General features: G+C 40.5%; 9 protein-coding genes. 6 read left to right on the top strand and 3 right to left on the bottom strand.

All coding sequences use genetic code 11. The features are described from left to right. Positions 1-161 precede the first annotated feature (161 nt). Positions 162-1,028 (bottom strand): polyphosphate kinase 2, encoded by an 867-nt coding sequence (ppk2, locus tag AC0L6H_RS00300; RefSeq protein ID WP_473391850.1) that lies wholly within the window; start codon positions 1,026-1,028, stop codon positions 162-164. 142 nt (positions 1,029-1,170) lie between these two features. On the opposite strand from ppk2, the gene AC0L6H_RS00295 reads away from it, so the two are divergent. Further along, positions 1,171-1,443 carry a hypothetical protein gene (locus AC0L6H_RS00295; RefSeq protein WP_473391849.1) on the top strand — a complete coding sequence of 91 codons (273 nt, stop codon included), beginning with the start codon at positions 1,171-1,173 and terminating at the stop codon, positions 1,441-1,443. 77 nt (positions 1,444-1,520) lie between these two features. Continuing rightward, on the top strand, positions 1,521-2,516 hold the full coding sequence (gene ylqF / locus AC0L6H_RS00290; RefSeq protein ID WP_473391848.1) for a ribosome biogenesis GTPase YlqF: 996 nt from the start codon (positions 1,521-1,523) through the stop codon (positions 2,514-2,516). Between the two features lie 2 nt (positions 2,517-2,518). Here the strand turns inward: ylqF and AC0L6H_RS00285 are convergent, their stop codons facing one another. Both AC0L6H_RS00285 and AC0L6H_RS00280 read right to left on the bottom strand, forming a co-directional pair. Further along, positions 2,519-4,183, bottom strand: coding sequence for a methyl-accepting chemotaxis protein (locus AC0L6H_RS00285; RefSeq protein WP_473391846.1), 1,665 nt, complete (start codon positions 4,181-4,183; stop codon positions 2,519-2,521). A 130-nt stretch (positions 4,184-4,313) separates the two neighbouring features. Beyond that, on the bottom strand, positions 4,314-6,674 hold the full coding sequence (locus AC0L6H_RS00280; protein WP_473391844.1) for a VIT domain-containing protein: 2,361 nt from the start codon (positions 6,672-6,674) through the stop codon (positions 4,314-4,316). Positions 6,675-6,863: 189 nt separating this feature from the next. Between AC0L6H_RS00280 and AC0L6H_RS00275 the strand changes: the two genes are divergently transcribed. From AC0L6H_RS00275 to AC0L6H_RS00260, 4 genes are all read left to right on the top strand, one after another. Continuing rightward, positions 6,864-8,855: a S1 family peptidase gene (locus AC0L6H_RS00275; RefSeq protein WP_473391843.1), complete on the top strand. Its 1,992-nt coding sequence runs from the start codon at positions 6,864-6,866 to the stop codon at positions 8,853-8,855. 340 nt (positions 8,856-9,195) lie between these two features. Further along, positions 9,196-10,593, top strand: a complete 1,398-nt coding sequence (locus AC0L6H_RS00270) for an MORN repeat-containing protein (RefSeq protein WP_473391841.1) — start codon at positions 9,196-9,198, stop codon at positions 10,591-10,593. Positions 10,594-10,743: 150 nt separating this feature from the next. After that, positions 10,744-12,762: an alpha/beta hydrolase family protein gene (locus tag AC0L6H_RS00265; protein WP_473391839.1), complete on the top strand. Its 2,019-nt coding sequence runs from the start codon at positions 10,744-10,746 to the stop codon at positions 12,760-12,762. A 451-nt stretch (positions 12,763-13,213) separates the two neighbouring features. Further along, positions 13,214-16,255, top strand: a complete 3,042-nt coding sequence (locus tag AC0L6H_RS00260) for a sensor domain-containing phosphodiesterase (protein ID WP_473391838.1) — start codon at positions 13,214-13,216, stop codon at positions 16,253-16,255. Positions 16,256-16,292: the final 37 nt, after the last annotated feature.

Here is a 16,292-nt window from a genome sequence, read left to right as displayed (position 1 = left end):
GAAGCATAGTAAACCCCATAAAAAGTTGCGATTTATGCGGATGATTTAGAAGATTCTTGCCTTCGCAAGAATGACGTGGGGCGGGCAAGAATGACGTGGGGCGGGCAAGAATGACGTTTGCGGGCAAGAAAAACTTCGGGGGGTTAACTGACATAAGTCACTTAAGGTTTACCCTCAATTACCGCCGATGCGTTTGCTACGATAAGTGGGTCAGCTTCTTTTTCGACTTTATGATTTTTATCTGGATAGGGGAGGCTTGCTAATAGGTGATGCATGCAGTTTAGCCTCGCTCGTTTTTTGTCGTCAGATTTAATCACTACCCAAGGAGCATCTGCGGTGTTGGTGTTAAAGAACATGGCTTCTTTTGCTTGGGTGTAGTCATCCCATTTTTGCATAGCGAGTTTGTCGATTGGACTTAGCTTCCATTGTTTTAATGGATCTTTTTTACGCTTTTCGAAGCGCGCTTTTTGCTCTTTAGCGGTGACCGAAAACCAGTACTTAAACAAACGAATACCACTGCGAACCAATAACCTTTCAAAGTCGGGTGTTTGGCGCATAAACTCTTGATATTCGTGTGGCTCACAAAAACCCATCACTTTTTCTACGCCTGCTCGGTTGTACCATGACCTATCAAACAGCACGATTTCGCCGGTGGTAGGAAGGTGGCTAATATAGCGCTGATAATACCATTGCCCACGTTCGGTTTCGTTGGGTTTTTCAAGTGCAACGACTCTACAACCTCGTGGGTTTAAGTGTTCCATAAAGCGTCTTATCGCGCCACCTTTGCCAGCAGCATCACGTCCCTCAAAAATAATCACAATTTTCTGACCGCTATCTTTGACCCACTTTTGCAACTTCAATAATTCTATTTGAAACTCTTCTTTGCGAGATTCATAGGCTTTTTGTGGCATTTTGCTTTTATATGGATACTTACCATTGCGAAATATGTCGGCGATAAATTCAGCGTCGTGCCTATGTTGTGCTAGGCCTTGCTTGTGTTGCTTTGCTAATTTACTTTGAGATGACATTTTACCGTCGCTTTATTGTGCAGGTTTATAAGCTAAAGTATTGGGGCTGGCCTTAATTTGCAAGCTATTTGTGGCCAATATAGGCTGTTCCCAGCGCAATGAAGTGCTAAACTAAGGCTATATACAAGAGGAAAGCACAACAATGATAACGCACAGCGATATAAGCGACCTTAGCGTAGCAGCGCATACTATAAAGTCTTTGCTAAATATAAAATTTACGCGGGCCAAAGAGCGCCACGCTAGTGCCATGGGCTTTGCATCGTCTAATCATTTGTTAACTGCGCTAAAAGAAGGGCCTGTTGAACGTGAGTTCAGTGCCTACATCGAGATATTAAAAAAAGAAGCCTTAGCTAATCATCAAATAACGATAGATGATGAACTGGCGAAACGTTTGCGCTATGAGCTAATTGAATAGCAGGATACTACACATTTGATTACCCTATGCGTTTAAGTGATTACTAGTTTCTACAATAGATTTTAAAGGAAGTTAATTTGGCCGTTCATTGGTTCCCAGGACATATGCACAAAGCACTTACTGAAATGAAAGATGCTTTGAGTCAGGTAGACATTTTAATAGAGGTCCTTGATGCGCGTATTCCCTATTCAAGTGAAAACCCCGAAATAGCCAAAATCAGAGGTGACAAGCCTTGTATCAAAATACTGAATAAGTCAGATTTAGCCGATCCTGAAACTACTGCTGCGTGGCAAGAGCATTTAGAAACAGATAGAGCGGTAAAAACCTTTACTACGTCTATCGACAACCTTGCTAAAACAAAACAAATCTTAGAGCTTGTTCGCAAAACCTGTGCGCAAAAAGATGCCTCAGTCAAAACCATCAATGCCATGATTATTGGCATTCCAAATGTCGGCAAATCTACTCTTATTAATATATTGGCTGAACGCATTATCGCGAAAACCGGTAATGAGCCTGCGGTGACAAAAAATCAGCAGCGGATTAATTTAGGCAATGGCATTGTTTTACTCGATACCCCAGGGGTTTTATGGCCAAAACTCGAAAATCCAAATACCGGTTATCGCTTGGCGATTTCAGGGGCAGTGAAAGATACCGCGATTGAATATGACGACATTGGTTTTTACGCAGCTGACTATTTGATCAAAGCCTATCCTGAGCATTTAAAAAGCCGATTTAAAATAGAAGAAGTTCCATCTACCGAAATCGAGTTTTTAGAACTAGCGGCCTCTAAACGTGGCGCTCTGATGGCAGGCGGCCGGGTAAATCTACATAAAATTTGTGAACTGCTAATTGGTGAATACCGCTCAGGAAAACTAGGCCGGATAACCTTAGAAACGCCACAAATGCTTGCCCAAGAAGAACTTGAAATGCTTGCCGCTGCTGAAAAGAAAATAGCAGACAAAGCAAAACGCAAACAAAAATTTAAAGATGGTTCGCTTACCCCTGATAAAAAGGACCGCAAAGAAATACGTACGAACAAGCGCGAAATGCAAAAACGTGCTAGAAAAAAATAGTATTATTTTTCTGCACGTTTTATTGCTCTTGGCGCTTCACTATAATTAGTGTCAGTTACTTTAAGCATTCCTATCATTTTTCGAACTTTGCTGCTTAGCTTGTTCAAATCATCACCAAACACTAAGCTATGATTTAAGTGTTCAAGGGTTTTCTTAAATTCTAGATCCATCTCTGTGATGTTGGAGGATACATTTTTAAACAGTTTGTTTTGATGCTCTGTTTCTTGATTAATTTCGTGCGCTTGCTGGTCAATATGGGTAAAAACGCGCGCTAAACCACTTAATACTTGGCTACTCTTATTAACTTGCTCTACGCTTACTTGCGTGCTGTGTACCCCTTTATTCATGGTGTCAGATGCTTTTTGAGTGCCAAGTTGAATTGACTGAATCATTTTTTGAACTTCTACAGTTGAATCTTTGGTACGGGTCGCTAAAGTGCGAACTTCACTAGCAACAACGGCAAAACCTCGTCCGGCATCTCCCGCCCTTGCTGCTTCAATTGCAGCGTTAAGCGCTAATAGGTTTGTTTGTTCAGATATACTATTTATCACATCAATGATTGTTTCAATCTGTGCACTATCATTGTGTAACTGATCGATAGCTGCAGACATCGAAGCTATCTCTTGCGTCAAATGGTCCATCTCTTCGGTCGTTTTTAGTGCGACCTGCTGACCATGCTCGAGAGCTTCTAAACTTTCCTTTACAGAATTTGATATCTGCAAAATACGATTATTTACTTCTTCAACTGAGCAAGTTGTATGCCCCATTGACTCGGCAACCTCCTGGCTGCGACTGCGTTGTTGGTTAGCGGCTGCTTCAATGTTTGTATTGGTATCAGCAAGTTCATTGGCCATGGGTACAAGTCGCATAACTGACTTTGTCACTTGTGATACTAATACATCAGTTTGTTCAATGAACTGGTTAAACGCCTTACTAAGGCGAGTAAGTTCATCATTACCAACTAATTCAATTCTTTGAGTTAAATCTCCTTCGCCACTAGCCAAATTTTCGGCCATTGCAATTATTTTATGGATAGGATTCAGTATATAGCGGTGTACGCCATACAAAGAGACTATTAAAAAAATGATTAATAAAGCAGAAAACGAAAAATTAATTAGCTGTGAGGATTTAGTTGCTTCAATTTCAAGCTGTAATTGTTCTGCTTCTATTTGCTGTAACTTTATTGTTAAGGCTTCAATTTCGTCATATATTGCGCTGGCAGTTCCATCAAACTCTGCAATTAGTTTATTAGCTGCAGAAGGTCCATCAGCAATATATGCTTCCGCCATTTTTTGGCCACTGATATAGTAGTTTTCCATAATCGGTAGTAAAGCTCTATAGTCATAATCTGACTTTGTATCTAATTGTTGAAGGGCTTTAATAGACTCCCTAAAACTATTAGCGCTTTTAGCTGCTTCAACGAACCCATCATTTAGACCATCTAGCGCTCTTGTCGCGCTGATATCATTTAACCATTGTTGAATTTGAATTACCGAAACTTTTACTTTATGCAGATTTTGGGTGATTTGACGTTGAGTCTCTGATAAATAGATAGCTTGTTTAAGTATGTTGTTATTGTGATGATACTGAGAATATCCTTGTGTAAAAAGGATGATCAAAAAGGCGACAACGACAAAGTAGATTTTAGTTTTTATCGTAAATTTCATTGTTAAACGCACACCTCAAGCTGCTAACTTCGCCATTAGAGCAAAGTCAACTAGTTAACTTATTCTGTAAAGAGTTAACGGCCGCCTGTCCTTTATCTTAAACGACTTATTTTATGTAATAATTTTGAAGTCACTTAGAATGTTTCTTTCGCGTAAACCAGAGCATGGCAAAAATACTTGGTAAAAGCAGATATATTGGCGCAGGCGTGGGTACTTGCGGAACAATTTCTTGGTCAACTTGTTGTAGGTCGTTTTCATCATATTGGGCTTTCGTTTCAAGCACAACTGCGCCGGTTACCGGCGTGACTAGTTGGTATTTTTCACCTAGCAACCCCGCTTGTTCATAGTCTTTTGCATCAATTAAACGCCTTATTTCATCAAATGCCCACAAGCGAGCCACATGACTGTTCTGTTGCTTTTGCGTGGTCAATGTTTGTTGTAGCGTTCTATGCATTTTCCATTGTTTTTGAGGATGTAAGCGGTTTTTAAAAAAGTCTCCCAACTCTTTTTCTACTTCATTTGATTGATTAACCTGCTGCGCAGTAGACAACCAATTTAAATTATTGAAGGCCTTATTTACACTGGCATCGATGCTATATACAGCAACCGGCGGGATACTCTTGATTCGCGTTAGGGTTTGTTCAAGCATGTTGGAGGTTGCGCTAAACACGATTGGCTGTGGTCCGTGAATCCAAAGGAGTTGTGCATTATTGGTACCTTCTAGCTGCTTAAGGGCTTTTATCAGTGCGGGCATATTGTCAAAGCCTCTGTCACGATTTGCCGCAAGAATAAACGCTTTGACTTGTTCAGCGTCACTATTAGACCACTGCTCAATAGTCATGCTCGTCGTGTTTTCATCCGCTCTAATAATGTCGACTCGCATACCATCTGGAATGTAATTTAAAGCTTTATTGATACTTGGTAAGTGCGATGCCATGCTTGCTGAAGCATCTAGTACCAGTAATATCCTGTCTTTGGGTTTGTTGGATACAAGCCTTAACTCTTGGTTTACTTCCATGCCATCAATCGTGCTGAAAGCCTTATTTTTAGCGCCTTTTGCTCGCTTCGCTTGCATATTGATAAAGCCAGATTCAACTAATGAATAATCAAGCTGTTGCGTGAGCCTGTAGCTACCATCGTCGATAGGTTTTGCTTTGCCACCTTCTCCCATAGTAAAGGGCGTTTTACTTTCTAGCCAAAGTGAATGATTAAGCTGCGGTGCGAGGGTGAAATTTCGCTGAATTAAGCGCGGCAGATTCACACTAGCTTGTTTTTGAGTGGCAAAATCAAAAGCGCTAGTAATGCCTATCTTAAACTTCATTTTACCACCCTTACGCGGTACCGGAAACGCTTGCAGCATTATACGCTGAGGGCCATTACTGGTGACCAAAAATGGATCTAAGCGCCTTCGTACGATACTCGTGTAGGCTTGTTTGACCTGCGACGTTTTTGCAAACGCGGCCTCTTGTGGCTCGCCGTTTACCCATAATGTGACTCTTGAGACCACAGCTTCAGGCGGTAATTGCAACGCGAAACGTGCTTCTCGTTGCTGTACGTCATCGTTTTTGACTTCCATCGTCCATTCAACGTAGCTATAGCCATCTTCAACATTAATATCACCGTCAATATTAGAAGAGACTAGTTGAAGATAAGGCAATATTTGCCCTACATTGTCACTGGCCTGATTGGTGTCTCTAAAATTAAAGTCAAATCCGCTTGGTTCGGTCTTTCGGTCTTGAAAGTCTAAATAGCTTTTACCGGTGACCTTAAATAATACGGTGCGGGCATGATTGCTATTACGCTCATTAGCGTTCATAAACTCACCGATAATAAATCCTAGCGCAGCACTAGGAACGATGTTTTGTTCATAACTCAAATCAATCAAGGGGCCTAAACTACCAATACTGGAAATAAGTGTAATGCCTTGTTCTTGAGTTTGGGCATGCTCACTTGCCGCCAATTTCATACCAATGAGTGTTGCACTTTTGGGGATATCTATGATCGTTAATAGTATAAATATGATTGCGATACTTTTGAGCAGTTGGTATCGAGGTAAGGCAGGCATAGCTTTGTGGGTAATTAAAACCTTTCTATATGACCAAGCCCCATACAATGCAGATAGCGGCCCGTAGGGAAGCAGCCCCATTCCAAATATAATAATACCAATGATCGCCATTGGTAACACAGGTAAATAGACCAAGGTGTAATACAAGGCAACGGCAATGCTTAAGGTGCTGAGCCAAGATAGAATTACAGGCTTCGCTAAATTATTTGGATTGCCCAAAGCTCGCCAAATCAAGAAGTTACTCAGGGGCACGCCGGCCACGAGTAGCACATGAAAAATGCTCGGCATAGGAATGAAGTAAAAATCTGAACTAATGCTAAATACTAGTTCTAGCATAATTACGACAAGAGGAAAGATAATCCCCAAGGTGAAAGTTGGCCAACTAGGGCGAGCGTTTATATCCATAAAGGTGTTGTATTTTTCCATCGCTTGGGTGAATTTCGCATGCGTGAAACTATCACTTTTCCTTTAGTTTGTCATGTTGGCCTAGCCCTAGCTAAATTCTGTACATTTGTGTGGCCACGTCAAAATGAACATAGCGGCTATTATTGTTGAATAAGCAAGACTGCTTGGTTACACTCAAACGCAAATAACTTTGGAAATAATATTAATCGTATGGAAACTAAGTCTCTTAAACTGTTTAGTCTTGCCGCCTGCCTCTTCTTCTTTTCAAGTCAATTATTTGCGCAAGAAGAGTTTAGCTCTACTCAAATCAAAGAATTTAAAAATGGGATATTTGAGGTTATTACACTCAAACTTGAAGATAACACCGTATACAAAGATGACTTTCCTCATGATCTCATTCCTTTTCATATAAGAAACGACAAATACTACAGTGTAGGCACGGCATTTCTTGTTGATGATAGAACCTTTGTTTCGGCCGCCCATGTATTTGATATTGGGCTTAAATCTTTAACGGCGAATAACTATGCGTTGCGTGACAGTGACGGCAATATTTTTGACATAGAACAAGTGCAAAAGTATTCTAACTATCGCGACTTTATCCAATTTTCAGTTAAACAAAGTACTAGCGATTATTTCACCTTCGATATTGCAAGTGAATATGAGGCCGGTGACACCATTTATGCTGCTGGCAATGCACTTGGTGAAGGGGTTATCTTTAGAAAAGGAACTTTGACTTCATTTACCTATGAACCCTTAAATGGTGCTTGGAAAGATATCCGTTTTTCAGCTGCCGCGTCGCCAGGCAACAGTGGTGGTCCACTACTTAACCTACAGGGTGAAGTTGTTGGTATTGTGACTAAAAAGTCAGACAATGAAAATCTAAACTACGCATTTCCTATTAAAGAGTTTATGACTTTTAGTGACAAAGAAGCCGAATTTTATGACAAACAAATGGGCGAATTTGAATCCAACAAGCGCTTGCTTTACACATGGGATTTTAAGACGCCTTTACCTAAGGCTATTTTAGCCTTGCGTGCAGAGGCTGAGACTGAGTTTTATAAGCGTTTTCGTACAGGTCGAAAAGAGTTTGAGGCAAAATATGGCAATGATATTTTTCCGAAACACGAAAATGTGCCTAAGTATTTAAAGAACCAAGGTAGCAGTAGTTCTTTGTCGATAATTGATGCAAATGGCAATGACAATTGGGAGCTTTATAAAGCCAGCAATAGCCGGCGTGTAAAAATAACCAATAATCAGTCTTTGTGGTTTTCAAGTAATGAAAAAATGCCAGGGAATTATCAGTTTTTCTTAGAAAAACCAGAATCAATGCCTTTAGGTGATTTTGTCAAAAATCCAAAGGAGGTTTTAGATACATTTTTAGTCTCTGTGAAATGGAATTTAACGATTGCAGATACGCAGGTAAATATTGCCTCATACGGCGAACCTGTATTTACAGAACAACACACTGATATTTATGGTCGTGTATGGCAAACAGCCCTATGGAACGACACTTATGGCGACCAAAGCCTAATGACCTACTGCCTACCAAACCCACGCGGAGTAGTGTGTGACTTGATGGTAACACCGTCGGCATGGATTCATGTTCAAAAAGGCTCATACACCGATAATTTGCACCGAATCATGCTGTCGTATAGCGCTGATATAGATGAATGGATGCAATTTTTAAGCTTACCCGAGGCGATAATCCCCTCGTTTTTACATGATGCTAAGGTCAGTATTGAAGATAGCAAAGTAAGTTTAAAACTGGGCGAATTTAGCGGTAGTTTTGACGATATGGAACTAAGTAAAGATAGTTCTGTGTATGCTTCTGTACAAATTGACCCTGACAACATTGAGAAACTGGTAGTCACCTATTTTAGTTTAACACCGAAATTAAACGACGATACTTTCTACTCGGTATCTAAGTTCTATGATTTAAAAGAAGATGGCTCTGACAACTACACCGATTTTTGGACTAAGTTTACCACCAAAACATCCCCTTATGACTTTTCGGTTGTTAACGAGGGCGAACTACTGTCTAAAAAGGTTAACCTTGGCGAGCTTGGAAAAACGCCGCTAGGGCTTGTAAAAGGTAAGGAAGGTGTTGGCTATTTAGCAACATGTAAAGTTGAATCAAAAGCCGGCGAAGAAGCACTAAACAAAACTTGTGATGCCTTTATCAATGGCTTGAACGAACTTTAAGAGTTTCCCCCAATTGGTTAAGCAAAAAAACATCATAACGTCGTTCCCGCGGAGGCGGGAACCTCCTTGGAACGCAGTAAAATCACATGGTTAGAGGATATATTGGTAGATTCCCGCCTCCGCGAGAATGACGGATATGTTTGGATTTTATGTTAACCAAAAAGCATTACGCCTACCCAAATAAAACAGCTGAGGTCGCTGTCAAGTACCTGTGAATTGACAACTAAGCTTTCATTACCTATCTTATATTGACATATAAGTATCTAGCTTTAGGCAACATCTACACAGAATTAATGCCTATTACCACACTTTTTTAACTAACAATATTGAAAGGAATCTGATGAATATTATGTTTAGAACTTTTGCCCTTTTTTTCTTTCTATTGTATTCGACAACAGTCCTCTCACAAAACACAAACAAGCTAGACAACTGTGTGGCTGGAAATTGCTCTAATGGCAAGGGCGAGTTAGTCACTACTGGTCTTGCTAGCCAGACGACCTATACAGGTTCGTTCAAAAATAATCAACGAAGCGGCAAAGGTACAGAATTTATAAAAAGTGCTTTGTCTTCAGATACAGAAAAATATGAAGGCGATTGGCAAGACAACCGCAGGCACGGACAGGGTGTCCTTATACAATATAAAAACCAAAAGATGGTATACAAGTACGATGGCCAATGGCGGAAGGGTAAAAAGAATGGCAAAGGCAAGGAGTATAGCGCGTCAAACACTCTGCTATATGAAGGTGAATTTAAAGACAATATCCGGCATTATACTCAAGGCTGCGTGACTGGCAATTGCGAAACAGGTTACGGCGTTTATATTAATTCAAGCGGCAGTACTTACATTGGCCAATTCCAAGATAGACAAAAAAATGGCCAAGGGATTACCTATAGTATAGATGCCAAAACATACTCTCTGGATACTTGGTCAAACGGTAAGAAAAGTGGGCCTACTCGCAAATATAGCGACACCGAACTCGTTTATTCAGGAGATGCAGTGAACGAAAAATCTCTAATGAACAAAAATGGAGCCGAGCTTGGCTGTGTATTAGGTGATTGCGAAAATGGTTTTGGGCATTACAAATGGGAAAATGGCAATGAATTTGTTGGTGAGTTTGAAAATGGTCTACAACAAGGGGAAGGTAAGAACACCTGGAGCGACAAGAGTAAATACGTCGGCTTTTTCGCAAAAGGCAACCCAAATGGCTATGGTCGCTTTTATAGTGGCGACGGACAACTTGCTGCAGAGGGAACTTTTAAGGACGCTGCGTACATTAATGGATCGTCGCCAGTAAAATTACACGAACGAGAAGCTTGTATATTTGGAAACTGTGTAAACGGTTTTGGTATTCTGATAAAGGAGAAAAATAATTACGACAACATAATGAATCCAGATGCGCTATATGCTGAAAAATATGAAGGCATGTGGGTTGACGGCAAGCGCGCAGGCTATGGCTACATCACAATGATTGAAAATGGGATGTCTTATGTGGGCCAGCTACAAGATAACGATTGGCATGGTGACGGTGTTATTAAGTTAGCGAACGGTACGAGTTATCAAGGCGGTTTTCGCGACGGCGAACGGCACGGATTTGGGACCTTAATTATGCCTGATGGATATAAGTATATTGGGCAGTATGATTCTGGAGAAAAACACGGTCCGGGAAAAGAGTATGATGGCGCAGGGAAATTACTTTACGACGGGAATTTTGAAAGAGATGAGAGAGTTGAGCAATAGCTAACACGGCTATAAATCACCTTATGGGATAGTGATGAGTTACCTAGCTTTTTGCGATTAGTCTATTTAACTCTAATGAAACAGTTGGTAGACTGCACTTAAGGAATGTATTACACGCTAAAAAATGAATTGCTAAAAAGGGATTATTTGATGCAGTTACAAAGACTATTAATTTTACTTTTTCTAAGTGGGTTTAGCACCTTCAATTTTGCCCTAAATGTCGCAGATCAAGCCAAGCAAAAACCACCTTTCAACGCTATAAATTATAAGCCAGCTGTTGAGGCGTTTGGTCAATTGCCTTCTTACAAAGGACTCGATTTATCGCCATCAGGGACAAAAATAGCCTATGTCGAAAATGCGCCTGTGCCAGATAATCTAGCCATGCTCGTAAGCCTGGACCTCGCAAAACTTGAACGTAAAGTGCTTATAAGCTCCGACAACAAGAAAGTAAAAATCAATTGGTTTAGATGGGTAAATGAAGATGTCTTAATTGTAAGCGCGGCCTATGAATCAAGAGGTCGTGGCTCACTTTACTACGAGACTCGCTTGTATAGTCTAGATCTTACAAAAGAAAACGCTAAACCAACGCAGCTCATTCGTCCAAATTTCAATTCACGGTCTTCTAATTCTCGCGCAAGCCAATTTCAAGACAACGTTATAGACCTTCTACCCACAGACCCAGATCATATATTGGTGGCCGTTGATTTAGACAAAGCTCTCCAACCTAGTGTATACAAAGTCAATATTTACACGGGGCGCCTAAAGCGCGTGCAACGCGAGAAATTGTTAATCAGGGATTGGTATACTGATCAGCAAAGTGTGGTGAGAATAGGGCGTAGTTACGACTTTGATTCCGGTGAAGTGAAATTTTGGCATCGCAAAGATGAAGACGATTCATTTGAAGTTTTATTTAACTACACGACCTTTGAAAACAAACCTATTTCAATCAGAGGTTTTGGTTTGGAGCCTAATATTTTGTTCTACAGCAAATATAAAGGCGATAAAAAAGCCCTATATAAAATGGATCTCAAAACACAAGAAAGTGAGTTAATTCTTGCTCATGAAGATTATGATGTAGACGGTGGAATTATATATTCTTCAGTCAATAAAGAAGCCATTGGTGTTTATGATGTGCATTCACCTTTTGGGCGGTATTATTTTGATGATAAGCACTATGCCTTTCATAAAATGCTCAGTAAGGTATTTCCCGACACTCAAAACTGGATTCGAAGCTTTAGTGAAGACCAAAATATCTATATTTTATATAGAGAGTCAGACAATAAACCGGGGCAATATTTTTATGGTAATCGACAAAAAGGTAGTCTAGATTTTTTATTCTCTACCTATCCTAAACTCGACAAGTCGATTTTTCCAAAGCATGAAAAAATAAGCTATACCACGCGCGACGGTTTAAAAATTGAAGCCTTGCTTACTCTACCTTTGTTTGGACAAAAGCCTTACCCAACGGTTGTGCACCCCCACGGCGGCCCCGGTGCTAGAGACTACGACGGTTTCGATCCTTGGGTATCATATATGTCTAGCCGAGGCTATGCGGTTGTTCGTCCTAACTTTAGAGGGTCAACAGGCTATGGTTATGAATTTGCCCAAGCCCAAATGAGTAGCTGGGGGCTAGAGATGCAAGATGATATAGCTGACGCTACGCAATTTCTAATTGATGAAGGCATTACTGACAAAGACAGAGTATGCATATTTGGTGCTTCCTATGGTGGCTATGCGGCTCAAATGGCGACAGTAAAAACACCAGACTTGTACTCTTGCGCAGTCAGCTTTGCGGGGATAAGCGACTTAAAGTTGCTATCTGATAAGAAGTCTCGCTTTGCAGGCGGTGATTTAATCGCCGATAAGCAAATTGGTGACGAAACTAAAGATCTCCGCGCCCGTTCACCCATTTCTTTTGTGGAAAAAATCAAAACGCCATTATTGATTATGCATGGTGAAGAAGACCGTTCAGTACATGTTGAGCAATCACGCGATTTAGTAGATGAATTAGAAGACGAAAATAAACAGTTTACATATATTGAGTTTGAATATGGTGATCACTACTTGTCGATTCAGCAAAATCGCATACAATTTTTCCAAGAGCTTGATGCCTTTTTAGGGCAACACCTAGGGGCTCCTAAAGTAGAGATTCAAAGCTCAAAGCGCTAAATCTTTGAGTCGTAGGGATAGCAAATCGCAACCGCAAGGTTTGTATCAAAACCGGCCGTGACGAAGAGTAGCAAATAGCTTTAATTCCACTTATACTCCAGTGAAGGTAATTAATGTTGGTGTAATAATTTGAGATTGATACAAGCTATCATCAAAATCAATTACTGATGCTGAATTTTTGATTTTTCCAGTGGTTTGAAAAAATGCTTAAGTAACAGTTCGACTACTTTATTTACTTTAGTCATCAACGACTTCCTTATCAATTACGGTGTTGTAGACAACGTAGCGTAAATGCAAGCGTTTACCGAGTTATTTATCAAACATCCATTTTTTTCGATTAGTTATTATCCATATAAGAAGTAATGTTAATTCTATATCTGGTTATAAAGCATTGAATATTAACTAATATTGTCGACTAAGTTATTCTCCAAGGTTTAGAGTTATCGCTTATATGAATACATTAAATAAAACTAGTTCAAGTATGCTTTCATTACAGCAAAGCGAAGACTCTCTGATAAACGCGTTGTTCAATAATAATCCATTACCAATGTGGATTTATGATCTACATTCCCTGCAGTTCCTAGCGGTTAATGATTCAGCTATTCAGCACTACGGTTATTCTCTGGATGATTTTCAGGCCATGACCTTAGCCGATATTCGACCAGCAGAAGATTTGCCTTCGTTGTTGAAAAATATCGAACAAGTACAAGATCAACTCGATCGAGCAGGTATCTGGCGCCACATAAAAAAAGATGGTTCGCTTATATTTGTAGAAATCACTTCCCACCCTGTGACGTTTTTAAGTAAACCCGCTGAACTGGTAATTGCGTATGACGTTACAGCCCGTGTTGACCTTGATACTGAAATTCGGGAGTTATTGCAGTTTGAAAGATTACTTGCGGATATCGTCCGTGAACTCGCAAATAGTGGATCACTGGACCGTTCAATCGATTTTACTTTACAGAAAATAGGCGAGTTCAGCAAAGCCAGCCGTGCTTATGTCTTTCAAATTAATTCTGACAATAACACCATGGATAATACCCATGAATGGTGTGCTTCAAGTGTTGAACCACAGATCCAGCTATTGCAAAATTTGCAAATTGAGACTTTCGAATGGTCTATGTCACAGATTAAACATGGACAGACGTTATCAATATCTGATATTACGGCACTACCCGAAAAAGCCAGAAATGAAAAAACTATTTTTTCCGCTCAAGGTATAAAATCGGTGATTATGGTTCCTGTGTCTTCAAGCGATGGCTTGCTGGGATTTATAGGCTTTGACAATGTGGAGGCGGCAGAACCTTGGGGGAAAAACAAACAAAATCTGCTTGAAATTGTGGCTGAACAAATAGGTTTGGCGACACAACGGCAAAAAGATAAGGACAAGTTAAAGCGTAATGCGCATCAATTAGACTCCATCATGCGAAGTGCCGAGCACTTCGTGTTTTACCGCCTTGTTCTGGACCCTAAAGTTGAGCACCTAGCGCATGTAGAGTTTGTCAGTGATTCCCTTAGTAAAATTGTCGGAGTTGACCCTGATACAGAATTTAACAACTGGTTTGTTCACGTTCATCCAGACGATTTACCTGAACTTGAGCGCCAGAATGTTCTTGCAGCTAAGCAAGGTTCAACCCTCGATCTGGTGATACGGATGTTTCATCCACAACTGGATGACTGGCGATCAATAAGAGCTGTCTCAAACCCGGTGAGAGATAATAACGGAAAAATAACGCATTTTAATGGGTTTCTACTAGATGTATCAGACATGGTAGCAGCATCACAGGCCCTGCAGACAGAGCGAGACTTTGCTACCGCAATAATGGATACCGTTGGTGCACTGGTTGTGGTGCTTGACGACTCTGGCCATGTAGTCCGTTTCAATTCCGCATGTGAGCAAGTAACCGGTTATACGGCAGATGAAATCATTGGGTCTCATATTTGGGATAAACTTTTGTTGCCCGAAGATCGGCACAGTGTTGAGCAGGTATTTGAAAACCTGAAGCTCAACAATAACGATACTGTAAGTAGTTTCGAGAATTTCTGGTTAAGCAAATCGGGTGATAAAGTTCTTATCTCTTGGTCCAACACCACTATACGGAATAGTGAAGGGAAATTACTGTATGCAATAGGTTCAGGTATGGATATTACGTTATTGAGGAATACGCATAATGAACTTGAACACCTGGCCTCCTACGACTCTCTTACCAACCTTCCAAATCGTCGATTGCTGCGCGAGCGCTTGACCCATTCTCTTTCTATGCTTAAACGCCATTCGAATGAGCTTGCCGTGTTGTATCTAGACCTTGATGATTTTAAAAAAATCAATGACTCACTGGGGCATGATGTTGGCGATAAACTACTGATAGAAATTGGCCAGCGCTTACTACACTCTGTGCGAGAAGAGGATACTGTTGCTAGGTTGGGTGGAGATGAGTTTGTTATATTATTGCAGTCGATAAATAACGATATCAATGCCGGTAAGGTAGCGGCCATGATATTAAATAATATAAATAAACCTATTTATTTAGACGGACGTGAACTGATAATTACCGGGAGTATAGGTATCACGTCTGCCCCGCTGGATTCCATGCATGCTGGAACATTATTGCGTAATGCCGATCTTGCCATGTATCGAGCCAAGGCTAAGGGTCGAAATAAGTATGAGTACTTTGAGGGGCAGATGAATATAGACGCCTCAGCACGACTCAGTATGGAAGTTGAATTACATCAGGCTCTTAAACAAAATCAACTCAAACCGCATTTCCAGCCTATATTTCGCCTAATAGATATGCAGGTTGTTGGTTTTGAAGCGCTGGCTAGATGGCAGCATCCTGAAAAAGGCTTTATTTCTCCAGACCAGTTTATTCCATTGGCCGAGAATTGCGGGATCATTGTTGCTTTGGGTAAATCATTATTACTTCAGACAGCAAAAGAAATAATGAAGTTACGCAAGGCACTCAACAGAGACTACTATGTCGCTTTCAATCTTTCTGCCAGCCAAGTGCAGGATTCAGGGCTTGTAGATATGATTTCAAATGTACTTATGGAGACCGGCCTACCATCGCATGCACTTCGGCTTGAGATTACTGAAAGCACTTTGTTAAAAGATATCACCATGACTCGTAAAGTCATCGAGAAACTAAAGTTAAAAATGGGCACTCATGTTTCTCTCGATGACTTTGGAACGGGCTATTCTTCTCTAAGTTACCTAAAGCAATTACCGATTAATAGCATAAAAATCGATCGTAGCTTTATTCAAGATATACCGGATGATTTAGGCGATGTTGAAATAACGACAGCAATACTTGCAGTATCACAGGCATTAAATAAAAGTGTTGTTGCAGAGGGCATTGAAAAGAAGGAACAGATTGACTTTCTGCTCGAAAAGCAGTGTGTTTACGGACAGGGTTTTTTACTGGGCAAACCAGGAGAACCCGAATCGTTTATTGCTCAGTTAAAGAGTAACAAATCCCCAGATGATGCTATTTGATTTTTTCTAAGTTGTGTCGGTTCAAAAGGCTGATGGG

The sequence above is a fragment of the Glaciecola sp. G7-5 genome (genome assembly GCF_055808975.1).
The sequence above is the reverse complement of the archived record's forward strand: the minus strand, read 5'-3'. Positions and strand labels throughout refer to the sequence as shown.

Excerpts from the sequence above, each read along its gene's own strand:
- AC0L6H_RS00260 (WP_473391838.1), top strand. The coding sequence starts at position 13,214 with ATGAATACATTAAATAAAACTAGTTCAAGTATGCTTTCATTACAGCAA.
- AC0L6H_RS00265 (WP_473391839.1), top strand. The coding sequence starts at position 10,744 with ATGCAGTTACAAAGACTATTAATTTTACTTTTTCTAAGTGGGTTTAGC.
- AC0L6H_RS00275 (WP_473391843.1), top strand. The coding sequence starts at position 6,864 with ATGGAAACTAAGTCTCTTAAACTGTTTAGTCTTGCCGCCTGCCTCTTC.
- AC0L6H_RS00270 (WP_473391841.1), top strand. The coding sequence starts at position 9,196 with ATGAATATTATGTTTAGAACTTTTGCCCTTTTTTTCTTTCTATTGTAT.
- ppk2 (WP_473391850.1), bottom strand. The coding sequence starts at position 1,028 with ATGTCATCTCAAAGTAAATTAGCAAAGCAACACAAGCAAGGCCTAGCA.
- AC0L6H_RS00285 (WP_473391846.1), bottom strand. The coding sequence starts at position 4,183 with ATGAAATTTACGATAAAAACTAAAATCTACTTTGTCGTTGTCGCCTTT.
- AC0L6H_RS00280 (WP_473391844.1), bottom strand. The coding sequence starts at position 6,674 with ATGGAAAAATACAACACCTTTATGGATATAAACGCTCGCCCTAGTTGG.
- AC0L6H_RS00295 (WP_473391849.1), top strand. The coding sequence starts at position 1,171 with ATGATAACGCACAGCGATATAAGCGACCTTAGCGTAGCAGCGCATACT.